The 13,757-nt window shown below is 40.3% G+C and carries 10 protein-coding genes and 2 tRNA genes; 2 read left to right on the top strand and 10 right to left on the bottom strand.

Features of this window, described 5'->3' with window-relative positions; all coding sequences use genetic code 11:
• Positions 1–29: 29 nt before the first annotated feature.
• Positions 30–2,510, bottom strand: coding sequence for a stage II sporulation protein E (gene spoIIE / locus A6754_RS00645; protein ID WP_066441717.1), 2,481 nt, complete (start codon positions 2,508–2,510; stop codon positions 30–32).
• A 401-nt stretch (positions 2,511–2,911) separates the two neighbouring features.
• On the opposite strand from spoIIE, the gene A6754_RS00650 reads away from it, so the two are divergent.
• Positions 2,912–2,985, top strand: a tRNA-Met gene (locus tag A6754_RS00650).
• A 22-nt stretch (positions 2,986–3,007) separates the two neighbouring features.
• Positions 3,008–3,079, top strand: a tRNA-Glu gene (locus A6754_RS00655).
• Positions 3,080–3,241: 162 nt separating this feature from the next.
• Here the strand turns inward: A6754_RS00655 and A6754_RS00660 are convergent.
• From A6754_RS00660 to mfd, 9 genes are all read right to left on the bottom strand, one after another.
• On the bottom strand, positions 3,242–3,694 hold the full coding sequence (locus A6754_RS00660; RefSeq protein WP_066441720.1) for a S1 domain-containing RNA-binding protein: 453 nt from the start codon (positions 3,692–3,694) through the stop codon (positions 3,242–3,244).
• A 98-nt stretch (positions 3,695–3,792) separates the two neighbouring features.
• Positions 3,793–4,215, bottom strand: a complete 423-nt coding sequence (locus A6754_RS00665) for an FtsB family cell division protein (RefSeq protein ID WP_066441723.1) — start codon at positions 4,213–4,215, stop codon at positions 3,793–3,795.
• Between the two features lie 20 nt (positions 4,216–4,235).
• Entirely contained in the window at positions 4,236–4,865 is a 630-nt protein-coding gene (yabQ, locus tag A6754_RS00670; RefSeq protein ID WP_066441726.1) for a spore cortex biosynthesis protein YabQ, read from the bottom strand.
• Positions 4,862–5,164, bottom strand: coding sequence for a sporulation protein YabP (yabP, locus tag A6754_RS00675; RefSeq protein WP_066441729.1), 303 nt, complete (start codon positions 5,162–5,164; stop codon positions 4,862–4,864). Before yabP ends, yabQ begins: the two co-directional genes overlap by 4 nt.
• 210 nt (positions 5,165–5,374) lie before the next feature.
• Positions 5,375–5,650, bottom strand: coding sequence for an RNA-binding S4 domain-containing protein (locus A6754_RS00680; protein ID WP_066441731.1), 276 nt, complete (start codon positions 5,648–5,650; stop codon positions 5,375–5,377).
• 31 nt (positions 5,651–5,681) lie between these two features.
• Positions 5,682–7,142, bottom strand: a complete 1,461-nt coding sequence (yabN, locus tag A6754_RS00685; RefSeq protein ID WP_066441732.1) for a bifunctional methyltransferase/pyrophosphohydrolase YabN — start codon at positions 7,140–7,142, stop codon at positions 5,682–5,684.
• Entirely contained in the window at positions 7,139–8,764 is a 1,626-nt protein-coding gene (locus A6754_RS00690; RefSeq protein WP_066441740.1) for a putative polysaccharide biosynthesis protein, read from the bottom strand. Before A6754_RS00690 ends, yabN begins: the two co-directional genes overlap by 4 nt.
• A 340-nt stretch (positions 8,765–9,104) precedes the next feature.
• The gene (gene spoVT / locus A6754_RS00695) at positions 9,105–9,641 is read right to left on the bottom strand and encodes a stage V sporulation protein T (protein ID WP_066441747.1); all 537 of its coding nucleotides are present in this window, start codon (positions 9,639–9,641) and stop codon (positions 9,105–9,107) included.
• Between the two features lie 460 nt (positions 9,642–10,101).
• Complete coding sequence (gene mfd, locus A6754_RS00700; RefSeq protein ID WP_066441749.1) at positions 10,102–13,641, bottom strand: transcription-repair coupling factor; 3,540 nt, start codon at positions 13,639–13,641, stop codon at positions 10,102–10,104.
• Positions 13,642–13,757 lie beyond the last annotated feature (116 nt).

Raw genomic sequence — 13,757 nt, forward strand, 5'->3', positions numbered from 1 at the left:
TCATTTAGCAGATCCTAATAAATTTATTCTTAATTTGCCTTCTTGCGCATATTTTGCATTGGAATACTCGACCACTTTGGTGTATTATGAGTAACTTTCGATACAACTACTGTCATATCATCTTCTATTCTGCCGGAGCGGGATCGGATCACTTCCTCCATAATTAAATCTGCCACTTCCTGCGGATCTGAGGTCTTTAACTCAGTAATTTTCCGCTTCATCCATAAATCGAAATTCTCAACATGTTTTGGCCCTTCAAATACGCCATCACTCATCATGATCAATAGGTCACCTGCCTTCAGCTGCTCGCTGACCACATCGACATCAAACTCTTGTATGATTCCCATCGGCAGATTGCTTGCCTGTATTTTCATCACCTTTGACCCACGCTTAACAAAGCTTGGTGTTGAGCCAATTTTCAAAAACTTCACTTCAGCATTTTGCAGGTCAATCATGGCTAAATCCAGGGTCGAGAAAATCTCATCTGTGGTCCTTAATGATAAAATGGAATTCACTGATTTAATCGCTACCCGTTCCTCTATCCCCGATTGCAGGATTTTTTGAAGGAGTTCGAGTGTTTCTTGGCTTTCTATATGTGCTCTCTCGCCATTCCCCATTCCATCACTGATGGCAATCGCATATTTTCCGCTTCCTAGCTCAATCGTAGAATGGCTGTCACCAGAAATAAAGCCTCCGTCCTTTGCTGCATGGGCCACACTCGTTTCAACCGCATATGCTTTCGCTGAACGGAACGTAACATGACAAAATCCGGTTGAATAAGCAGCACACTCCTCTTTGCCAACAAGAATGGTTTCTCCAAGAATATCCGATAGCATCGGTGCAATCAGTTTTTCGCATTCTCCATGCCCATTACAGTATGGAATCGCCATATCAATGTCCACATTGCCCTGCTCTAAGCTGTAGATGTCAACCTGTTCGATTTCTACTCCGAATTCTTGAAGTGCTTCAAGAATCTGTTCTTCCTGTTTATGATGGTTTTCCCTCTCGCGCTGTATTTCTTTCGCAAAATCTCCCATTACCTCTGAAACACCCAGCAGCTGATCTGCTACAAGTCTTCTGCTTTCATGCACTTGCTTCTTCAGTTTTTGATTTGCTTTTAGATAAGTAAGTTCCTGCTGAATCGTTTCCGTTACTTTTTTTGAACGTGTACAATGCTTTTCCCATTCTCTTGCTAGTTTTGGAGATACAATTCCATCGCTGCTATCTATTTCTGTCATAATATCCTTCATATAATCATAGGTTGTATTAAAATTCCTTGCCCAGCAATGTTCCTTTTTAAAGCATGTCTGGCATGTCTTTTCAGTAACATTGCTTAAGAAATAATCAATTTCACGATCTTCATCATCGTCCCTGCTGGATGTTGCATCATAATTAGAAAAGCTTTTTGATAAAGCTTGAAACACGTTTGAAAATTGAGAGACTCTTTGAGCTGTAACATCCCGCATCTTTCTCATATAATGCTGCTGCTCAGCTGCATATTCAGGAGTACCTGGTATATGCTTCGCAAGCTTTGAAGTCAAGCTGATCGGCGTAACCAGGAAAATAAAAATAGCAGCACCTGTTTCATAAAGGGTAATCATAAGATTTCCATTACCTTCTCCATACATGCCCATTAACAATGTCGCAATCAGAAGTCCTAGAGATACACCCAATTTCCTGCCTTCTTTTAAGAGCCCGCCAAGTAAGCCGGCAAAGGCCAGCAAACTCATATGAAAGAAGCTTGAAATATTGGCAAGACTGAATATTAAGCCCGTTACAACCCCTACGGTAGAACCAACTGTTGCTCCTGCAACAAAGGCAAATAATAAAACCAAATATCTCGACATGATATGCTCAATCGACAAATCGTAAATCGTCCAGCCAATTGTCCCGGTCATCACAGAAGCAAGAATAATAATTAGACAGACAATCTCCTCTGTCTTTAAGGATTGCCTTCTCTTATTAATGGATAACAGCGGCAGCCCCTGCAAAAAGATCATGGTTAAAATAAATCCGAGACTAGCCTCTACTCCCGCCATCATCCCGTTATATAGCGTGACCGTGCTTGTCAGAATAAAACCTTCCGCTATTTTCCCTACTAATAAAATCGCAAAAACATAAAACGGAAGGGCCTTCATTTCATTACTTAGCCACTTTTTTGAGATCCTGAACACAAATAAAAGTAAAAAAGATATACTAAACGCGGATGCAGCATTTTGCACGGATAGTGTAGCCGCACCGGCCGTGAGTCCAACAAGTGCCAAAGGAGCCCGATCCTTCCTTAATAGATATACAGCTGCGAAAAAAGGAAGCGTAAAAGGGGTCAGCTTAGCTAAAATTAAGGCTCTGCCCAGCAAGAAACCGATAAACAGAAGGATGTACCCCTTTTTTAGAAAAAAAGTCTCCAGCCATAATTGAAAATTGATAAAGGCTTGTCCAATATCCACCTTAGATCGATTAAGCTGAACTTCCCCGAGCGGCTCTGTCATTGACCTTCCAACCTTTTGCATATATTGCTCACTCCCTATTTAGATTCGTATTGTTTGCAGATCATTATAAAATTCTTAAATAAAAAAGTTTGTCAAAATCGCAGACAAGCTTTATTTTTTCGTTCGACTTGTTTCTCCGAAATGAGTGAATTCTGTACAAAAAATAAGGGAAATCGAGGAATGGCGGAGATAGCTGTTTATGATAAAAATGTTCTTATTGATGCTATGCGGCATTAATAGGGAGCAATATGACAATATTTTTACGGTTTTAAAAAACGACTATAGGGATATATATCATAGATTTCTGACCATTTTCTAAAAAAAGTATTGCTCCCTTCAGGTGCATAAAATACTTTACAATTTTTTATTGACACTTCCTATAAAAGTTTGTATGATATTACTTGTGTCTGATTGATACATTTGGCGGTGTAGCTCAGCTGGCTAGAGCGTACGGTTCATACCCGTGAGGTCGGGGGTTCGATCCCCTCCGCCGCTATACTTGTTATTAAATATGTACTGGCCCGTTGGTCAAGCGGTTAAGACACCGCCCTTTCACGGCGGTAACACGGGTTCGAATCCCGTACGGGTCATCTATAAGAAAAAGCGTCTGGAGAATTCCAGACGTTTTTTTTGTATTTTAATCCTGTTCCCTATCATTCAGACAAAAAAAAAGACAGTCCATAATTGGACTGTCTATTTTTAAGGGAATATCACGATAAACCCTGCGATATATGAATAAAATCAGCAACAAGTTAGCCTCGTCTAGCGCCTCTTCCCCCACGTTTTGATTCCGTATTGCGCTTTAAAGATGATAGGCGGTCTTCACTGTCCTTTAAGAAGCGTGCCATTTTTGATTCGAAATTTTCTCTTGGAGCACGATTATCATTTGTTCTGCCTTGACGTGGACGTTGAGAAGGACCTCTAGACTCTCTTCTTTCAGGTCTTTCTGGTCTTTCCGGTCTTTCAGGACGGTCTTTAGCCTTTTTAATAGATAAACCGATTTTTCCGTCTTTTTCTACATTAATGACCTTAACCTCAACCATGTCACCAACCTTCAAATGATCGTTGATATCCTTAACATAGTTGTCTGCTACTTCACTAATGTGAACAAGACCAGTTGAACCTTCCGGCAGCTCAACAAACGCTCCGAAATTTGTAATTCCTGTGACCTTTCCCTGTAACTTGCTGCCTACTTCGATTGACATAAAAAGAAATTGCCTCCTTAAAGATATAAAGTGAAACTAAAAAATTTCATACTTACTCTATATTATAACGAATTAGAAAAAAGGGTGTCAATACAGCTCTATTCAGCGTCCTTTTCTTTTACCTTTTTCTTCTCCTTATTTTGCTCCTCTTCTGTCTCCGGCAAAACAAAGATTGTTTCACTTTTGTCTGATAAATAATAATCCTTGCGGGCAAGTTTGGCAATGTACTCATCGTCATTCAGTTTAACGATTTCTTCTTCGAGTACGACTTGCTGTTTCTCCAATCCCGCCAGCTCATCTTCAAGTTTTTTCTTTTCAGCCAGCTTTTCATCCAGAGCGGCGGATTGCGAGACGAGTGTAGTAATCATAAATATGGATACAGTCGCTGCGACAATGAAAAAAGCGGCTAATCTTCTAAACAATAGCTTTCTTTTTCGATTGGCACTAATCGTTGCATCCTCTCTCTGCTTCACATAGCTCGTTTGCATTTTGGCTACATTCTTTCTCTCGTTGTCACTCATTCGTCGCTCCCCCCTCTCTGTTAGTTCTTTTTCTTCCAGTTGTTTATTTTCTTAACACAATAATTCTTTATTTTTATAAAATATCCTGCTAACGCTCTATAGAACTTATCGACCATTTTTTTAATATGTTTCGGCAAAAGTCTCCATATAAGCATAAAGATCCATTTTAGCGGAAGTGTGATTATTTTCAATATAAGTATAATGACCTTATACAAAAATAAGAATAGTGCTAAAGTCGCTTTTCCTAGCATAAGTATAACCGCTATTACTGCCGTTACAAGCCCTTGGACTGGCTTTATGACAAAAAATCTCAAAAACTTTACAATAAAACGGTAAAAAGAAATAAACATGGAAATTAACAACTCTAAGAGCTTTAAATAAATTCTTTTGAATAAGCTTTGATAAGCTGCAAATCCGCACAATAAGGCGAGAAAAACATATAGACGCAATTCGCCTTGATTCACGAGGAATAGAATGTAGAAGATGGCTAGTCCTTGCAGGAGCCAGAAGAAAATATCATTTATAAAAACAGCCCATCTCTTTCTTTCCGGTCGTTTGAGGAAACGCTGGTACGTATCAAGCGACGCACCAAACATTCCGCCCATGCCGATCATCGCAAGCATTGTCATAAATTGTGTCGTCAGTGTCATCTGAATAGCTTGCTAAAGAATCCTTTAGCCTTATCTCCGTGCTGATCATCGATGTAGACAAGATCAAAAACCTTCCCTTTAATGGATACGATTCCTTTGTCGACATCAAGGTTTTTCATTTGCAGATTTTGCCCTCGAATCGCCAAAAATCCCATGACCGTTTCGAGTAAGAACTCTTCATTATCAAAGCTTTCTACTTGTTTTACCCCTGATATTTCCAATGTTCTTCTGCCTCGCATGATCACGTCATGCTCCTGGGCATTTGGCTTATTTGCATTTGATTCATAATATTGGCTCATATCATATCCCTCACAATCGCAATGTACTGCTGTTTGTACATGTTTATGAAGGTAAGGGATGAATTAGAACAAGCCATTCCTTTATACGGAAAGATCAGCTTTTAAGGTTATCGGGCAAGACACTTACGCCTACCTTTAATCAGCCCCCACATAGGCTTGGCAATCTATTTTTAAGATGTTCAGATATCACTTTTTACTGGTGAATTCCTATCAATCTTTTCCAGCTTCAGTTCCAGCGTTTTCTTCTTTTAAAATGCTGTAAAGCTCTTGTGCTTCTTCCTTGCGTGTTGTTTCCTGCAGCCCATCAATTCTGACTGTTACAAGCTTTTGACCAAAGCGAATGGATAATACATCGCCTACTTTTACATTAGAGCTTGCTTTGGCTTGTATTCCATTTATTGAAATTCTCCCCTGATCGGAAACCTCTTTTGCTAATGTTCTCCTTTTTATCAGACGGGAAACTTTTAGAAATTTATCTAATCTCATATGCAAACGCTCCATCACTTAGTTTTTTAGTTTATATCCCAGATTTTTTGGCTTCTTCCCAATATTGATCCAGTTCTTCAAGCTGGAAGTCAGCAAACTCTCTCCCTGTTTCCTTTACCCTATCTTCTATATAATTAAAACGCCGGATAAATTTTTCGTTGGTCTCATGGATTGCTTCTTCTGGATTAAGGCCTAAAAATCTTGCAACATTGACAAAAGCAAATAAAATATCGCCATATTCTAATTTCATCTTTTCACTGCTTAACTCTTTTTCTGCCTCAAACTCACGAATTTCTTCCTTAACCTTTTCCCAGGCAGCATCCGCTTCATCCCAATCAAATCCAACAGATGCAGCCTTTTTCTGCAGCTCCTCTGCTCTCATTAGTCCCGGGAAAGAGCGAGGAACAGAATCAAGGAGAGATGTTTTTTCTTCCTTGCCTGCCTTCTCTTCCTTTTTGATTTCCTGCCAATTCTTAACGACCTCTTCTGCATCCTCCGCTTGTCCTTCACCAAATACGTGCGGATGTCTTCGGATCATCTTTTCTGATATACCCTCAATGACATCTGTGATAGAGAAAAAGCCTTCATCTTCACCAATTTGGGCATGAAGCATAATCTGCAGCAGCAGATCGCCAAGCTCTTCAATCATATTATCAATATCATCATTGTTGATTGCATCGATCAGTTCATATGCTTCTTCAATGACATATTTTCTTAGTGATTCATGGGTTTGTTTCCGATCCCAAGGACAGCCATCCGGTCCGCGCAAAATGGCAATGATCTCTTTTAACTTAGCAAAGTCTTTATAAAGAATGGTTTCATCCTGGACAGGCGGTACATAAAGAGAAGTTAGATTATTCAGCTCTACCTCACGATCAAGTTCAACCAATTCTACTTTTTTGATGTTTTCCTGACTGCTTCCGGCAGCTGTCACAATAAAAACCGGATAATCATGCGGCAGCCTTTCCATTAACTCCAGCTTTACATCTGAGGCAACAAATTGATCATATACCTGGCCAATGATGATATGCTGGCGCAGCTGTGCTTCCTCAACCGAAAAATCAGTTCCGTCAAGAACCTGAAATCCTTCTACCGGATCAATTCGCAGAGCTTGAAAAAGGGCATCCAAAAAGCTCTGGCCTCCGCCAACTTCTAGTTGTATTCCACTTTGTTCTGCCCGTTCGATCAGAAGCTGTACCGTTCTTTCAGCAACGAGCGGATGACCAGGCACGGCATATGTAACATCTTCACTCTGTGCAGCATTCAGGAGCACATTCGTAATTTCTTCATAAACAGCCTCAAAGGTATCATACTTCTCATACACTTCATCAAAGGATTGGAAATGAGCCCCTTCCTTTATTAGCTCCTCCACAACTGGATGCTCCTTTGTCCGCAAATAAAGATTTTCAGTGTTTTGTATCGTTTTGTAGACGCCTAAAGGAAGCTGATTTAAATCGCCTGCACCTAATCCAATTATCTTAATTTTGTTCATTTTTTCGTCATCCTCGTTTTATTTTTGGGAAGCAGCAGTAAAAGCTTACTGCCTAAAGGAAGCATATACAGTTCCTCCTCAGTAAAGACCTGGCTTCTCAGCACCACTATCAAATAAATAAATCCGCCTAAAAAAACAGCACTTATAGCCTGGAAACTTGATGCTATTCTTTCATAACCAATCCCATAAAAGAAATCGGTAAGCAGCAAATACCCTTTTAAAACAATATACATACAAACCGCTCCCTTTAAAATGGGAGTGATAAATTCCAACTGAACAATTTTAATATGTAATTGAAATTTTAACTTAATCAGCAAGGCTATGACAACAAGAAGCAAAGCAATGCATGACGCAATAGCAGCGCCTCTTAAGCCTGCATGAGGGATGAACAGTATATTTAAACAATATTTTATAATAAAGCCGCCTAAAATAACAAAAGCAGGGTATAAGGTAAATCCTAAACCTTGTAATACGGCTGACGCAGTCATAATAATCGAGCTTAAGAAAATCAGTATACTTAAAATCTGCAGCACATTAGAGCCAGCCGCATTTTCGAATAACATCGTATTCGTTGGTTTGATAATAGCTATTAGCCCCACCATCGCCCCTGCTCCAGCAAAGACGGCAACGCGAAAGGCCAGCTGAATCTTCTCTTTTAAAAGCTGCCGGTCACTCTCAAGCTTCGCCTTGGTAATCAAGGGAACAAGCGAAAGTGATAATGAGGTAGCAACTACAGTACCTAACTGAATAATAGGCTGTCCTCTATCATAAATCCCCTTTAACTGCTTTGCCTCCTCAATGCCAAAACCAGATGAAAAAAGCAAAGAATAAAGATTAAACGAATCCGCCAGCTGAATGAAGACAAGCAGCAGGCTGCTTACGCAAATAGCAAATCCTTGAACGGTGAGTTCCTTTGCTATTGTGACAGAGGAAGTTAACTCCAGCCGCTCTCCCCATAAAGTCTTTTTCAAATTTGCATTTCTTTTAACAAAAAAAAGGCTCAACAAAACAATCGCCATCAATCCGCCTGCCAAAGAACCTAAAAACGCAGAACTTCCTATGCTATAAAGTGATTCATTCTGTCTCACTAATAGAATAGCAAGCAGTAAAATAGTTAAAACCCGAATAAGCTGTTCTCCTATTTGAGAAATCGCTGTAGGGACCATATCATTTCTTCCTTGAAAATAGCCTCTTAGTATAGAAATTGGAGCCAGTAAAAGAAATACAAATGAAACTGTTCGGATGGGATCTGCCAAATACGGATCCTTCATTCTTTCAGCCAGGAAATTGGCACTGCCATACAATAAAGAAAATCCGCCAATGCTAACGAATAATAAAATAATCGACGACACAGCTAATACATGACGAGCTCCATGCCATTTATTTAAACTAATTTGTTCAGCATACAATTTAGAAATAACAACGGGAAACCCATAGGTAGCTAATGCAAGAACAATCCCGTAAAAAGGATAGACTTGCTGATAAATATAAAAACCAACATCTCCTACAATATTTTGAAAAGGCACCCGATACACAGCACTCAATATTTTCGTAATCACTGCCGCTGCTGTCAAAACAAGCGCGCCTCTAATAAATTCACCTGAACGATCCACGCGCTCCATCGCCCAACCCCTCTCAAAAACAACTTTAAATATTATAGCATACTACGAAATGTGGAAGGCGCTTGCCCAGGGGCGACAAGCATAAGACAGGTTGACATAAAGGTTGTTCTTTAACCTTTAGGGCAACATGGCTTATGACCTCGAGCCCCTAGCGCCTGGAACTGGACACTAGAAATGTGGAGGCGGCTTGCTCAGCCCCGACAAGCATAAGGCGAGACGGCTGGAAGGTTGTTCTTTAACCTTCTAGACGGATCGACTTATGACCTCGAGGGGCTAGCCGCCGGAACTGGACAACTAGAAATGGTGCACAAAAAAACAGGCAGCCCACGCCGCCTGTTTCTTATGATTCCATTTGTCTTGCAAGGAAGCCAGCAGCTGTTTCAACTGCTTTCTTCTCTACTTCGCCCAGTGTATCCTCTTTTGCAAATATAACCACGGCACCAATTGGATCACCATTTGCTACGATCGGTCCAATCGTATAAGAAGCAACTGATTCTGTGTTTCCATCAACAATTGAAATGTCACCGGATTGTGTGACAAGGACGGAACTTCTGTCCTCAAGCGTCTTTTCAATCAGATCACTAATGTTTTTGTTTAAATAATCTTTCTTGGAGCCGCCAGCTACTGCGATATAAGTATCACGGTCACAGATTAAAATGGCATTTCCGAGGCTGTCATATAGTGCCTCTGCATATTCCTTCGCAAAATCGCTTAATTCGCTGATTGGCGAATATTTCTTTAAAATGACCTCGCCATCTCGGTCTACAAAGATCTCAAGTGGGTCCCCTTCTCGTATGCGCAAAGTTCTGCGGATTTCTTTCGGAATGACAACACGACCCAAATCATCGATACGACGAACTATACCAGTTGCTTTCATCCAACGTTGCCTCACTTTCATCTGATGATTTTTTTGAACAACTGAAGCACTCTACCGTTCCTCAAGCAAAAAATGGATGTATAAGGGATCATTCGCTGCCTTACTACTTGTAGGATGGTTTGATATGTAGAGTAAGCACCATTTCATAACCGGGCCACGTCCATATATCCAGCACTTCTGCCATTCTAATACGGCAATGCTTCAAAATCACAATTGGGAGAAAATGAATCCATCACCATGTTTGAACTTAGTATCTTTCATATGGAAAGTTCTATACACATGCATATAGGTTTTCTTTAAGCTGTTTTAAATTCCATAAACGGATAAACATTCCAATAGATGATTTATTGTGAAATTACCCCGACTCTGCGCATTTAAACATTTCATATATTTCAATTTATTTACAAAATTCTTATTTGATTCGCCCACTGAGTTCCATTGAGATAAAAAAGCAGAAGGATTATGCTTTTGCCTGCTTTGCTTCTTTTTTCGCATTCTGAAGACCTTGAATAAATTCGTACAATGTTTCAAGCCACTTGTTTACTTCAATGCCTTTAATATGGAATACAGCTTTCAGCTTTTGCCCTTCCATGCCTAATCCAATCATTCTGCCATATTTGCTCGACAGCTGAAATACCTTTTGCCCATCGATTTGAGCACTTGCCTGCTCCGAAAATAGCAGTAAGATTTCCTGTTTAGACTGTTTAATGAGTTCTACCCCAGCAAGCTCTCCGTATACTTTCATTTCTGCAATCGTAAATAAATACCAAACTTCCTGCGGATAATCTCCAAAACGGTCAACAATCTCTTCTTGAAGCTCTTCTACGTCCTCCAGAGCAGAAATTCCTCTGAAGCGTTTGTACATTTCGATTTTTTGATGGCCATCTGAAATATAGGCATCCGGAATATAAGCATCAAGCTCAAGATCAATTTCCATTCTTGCCTTTTTCTCTTCTGTGCCCAACATAACGTCTTTTCGTTCCTCAATTGCTTCTTTCAGCATTTGCGAGTATAAGTCAAAACCAACAGAGTCAATAAACCCATGCTGTTCTGCTCCCAAGAGATTTCCTGCACCTCGAATCGTCAAGTCTCTCATAGCAATTTTGAAGCCGGACCCCAGCTCTGTAAATTCTTTAATGGCTTGTAATCTCTTTTCCGCCACTTCAGTCAGAACTTTATCCTTCCTATACGTAAAGTAAGCATAAGCTACCCGATTCGAGCGTCCTACGCGGCCTCTTAACTGATAAAGCTGTGAAAGTCCCATGCGATCAGCATCATGAACAATCAGTGTATTTACATTCGGAATATCTACACCGGTTTCAATAATAGTCGTGCTGACAAGTACGTCATACTCGCCCTCTAGAAAGCCGATCATTACCGACTCTAATTCATTTTCTGTCATTTTTCCGTGTGCATATGTGACTCTTGCATCAGGGACAAGCATCGAGATTTCCTCCGCTTTCCGCTCAATATCCTCCACACGGTTATATAGGAAGTACACTTGGCCATCGCGAGCCAGCTCTCGTTCAATCGCTTCTCTCACTAAAGCCCCGTTATATTCCATTACATAAGTTTGAACCGGGAAACGGTTTTCCGGCGGTGTTTCTATGACAGATAGGTCCCGGACCCCAAGCATGGACATATGTAAAGTCCTTGGAATTGGTGTAGCCGTCAGTGTTAAAACATCAACATTTGTTTTCAGCTGCTTGATTTTCTCCTTATGTGTAACACCAAAACGCTGTTCCTCATCAATGACTAGCAAACCTAAGTCCCGATATTCAATATCTTTTGAAAGGATCCGATGGGTACCGACAACTACATCAATCGTTCCTGCTTTTAACCCTTTTAACGTTTCTGTTTGCTGTTTCTTTGTCCGGAAACGGCTCAGCAGACCAATTTCAATCGGATAATCTTGAAAACGCTCACGCATTGTTTCATAATGCTGCTGTGCCAGAATGGTTGTTGGCACCAGGAATGCTACCTGTTTTCCATCCGCAATGGCTTTAAAAATGGCACGAATGGCAACTTCTGTTTTCCCATAGCCAACATCTCCGCATAATAGGCGATCCATCGGACGTTCCCGTTCCATATCCTTTTTAATTTCATGGATGGAACGAACCTGATCCTCTGTCTCCTGATATTGGAAGGCTGCTTCAAAATCTCGCTGCATCTCTCCATCCGGGCTGAAAGCATAGCCTTTCGATGACTCCCGCTCTGCGTACAATTTAATTAAATCATCCGCAATGTCTTCCACTGAAGATTGAACCTTTTTCTTTACCCGCTTCCAGTCATTTCCGCCAAGTTTATAGATTTTCGGTTCTTTTGCTTCAGAAGCAACGTATTTTTGAACAAGGTCAATTTGTTCAACCGGCACATAAAGCTTATCGCTTCCCTGATAGCGAATGTGAAGGTAATCTTTGTGTACCCCGTTAATCTCTAACGTTTCAATGCCAATATATTTCCCGATACCGTGATTCACATGAACTACATAATCGCCGATTTTCAGCTCGGAATAACTTTTAATACGCTCTGCATTGGAAAGTTTTTGTTTTCGTGATTTTTTCTTAACTTTTTTATTAAATAGTTCTTCCTCTGTTATAACAGCCAGCCTTTGGGAGCTTAGCTCAAAACCAGTTTGCAGGCCGCCTGGAAGAATTTGAGCTCTTCCCTGAAGAACTGCCTGATCGGCACTTATTTTAGCAGCATCAATTTCATAATCTTCGAGAACCTTTTGAAGTTTATCTACTCTCTCTTCGTCAGATGCTAAAAATACAACAGAATAATTATTCTTCTCCCAGCGTTCCAGCTCTCCTTTTAGCACATGCATTTGCCCATGAAAATTCTGCATTTGCTTACAAGTCATATTCACAATGTTTTGCGGGCTTGTATTAGGAACATGGCGAAGAAATAAAGACATATAGGTAATGGAATGATCCGTTCTGGCTGTGAGCTCCTTTAGAGAGTAAGCAACCTTCACATCATGAATCATTTTCCCTTCACCGAGCATGCTTGTATACCATTCTGCTTCTTCTTTCTCAAGTGAATCATTCATTTCCTGTACTCTGCTGATTTCATCTATAAAAATAAGACCTGATTCTGGCAGATAATCTATTAAACTACTTCCTGATTCATAAGCAAGAGAAGTGTATTTAAAGAGCTGCTCAGGCTTATGGCCTGTTCTCAGCTGTTCAAGCTCATAGCCGATATTTTGTGATAATAATGTTTTGTCTTTATCATTTTTAAGCTTTTTCAGGCTTTTCCCCAGTCCCAGTTCAATCCGCTCAACTAGTTTGTCATAATGTTCTTTTTCAAGCGGGATTTCGGTTGCTGGACCAATTAATGTTTGCTGGAGCTTTTCCTTGGATCTCTGGTCTTCTAGTGAAAATGTTCGAATGGAATCAATTTCTGTGTCAAAAAGTTCAATTCGGATGGGATCATTTTCAGTTAATGGGTAAATATCAATGATTCCGCCTCTCACACTAAATTCACCTGGAGCTGAAACCATATCAACGCGAACATAACCCATCTGGACGAAACGGTTTAATTGCTCTTCAAGCAAGTCATCTCCAACAGACAATGTCATCTGGTATTTTTTCCATAGGTCTGATGGCGGCAGCACCTTTCTCACACCTGCCATTGGAGCTATGACGATCCCTGCCTTCTGCTGGATCAAATAATTCAGTGCCTCTATTCTTTGTGCCTTAAGTTCTGGGCTTGCGATGCTTATTTCAGCAGCAATCAATTCGTTCGCCGGATAAAGAAGTACTTCCTCTTCTCCTATTAAACTGATGATATCATCATATAATTTTTGCGCCTGCAATAAATTGTGAGTCACAATCAGAATAGGCCTTTTCGACTGCTCATAAACAGAAGAAATGAATAGTGCCCGTGCAGAACCAGATAAGCCAGCGATCAGTTGCTCCTTTAACCCTTCTTGAACACCAGACAAGATAGATACTACATCATCCTGCTGGCCAAATATTCGCTTAAGCCCTAACATACAGAAAAGTCCCCCTATATAAAGTACGTCGCTTCTAAAAACATCGCCGTGTAGAAGCGATACGAAATTAATCTCATTTTATCCATAACGAAAGGGTTCAACAAACCCATAAACTA

It is taken from the genome of Cytobacillus gottheilii (assembly GCF_001636345.1).
Taxonomy (GTDB): domain Bacteria; phylum Bacillota; class Bacilli; order Bacillales; family Cytobacillaceae; genus Cytobacillus; species Cytobacillus gottheilii.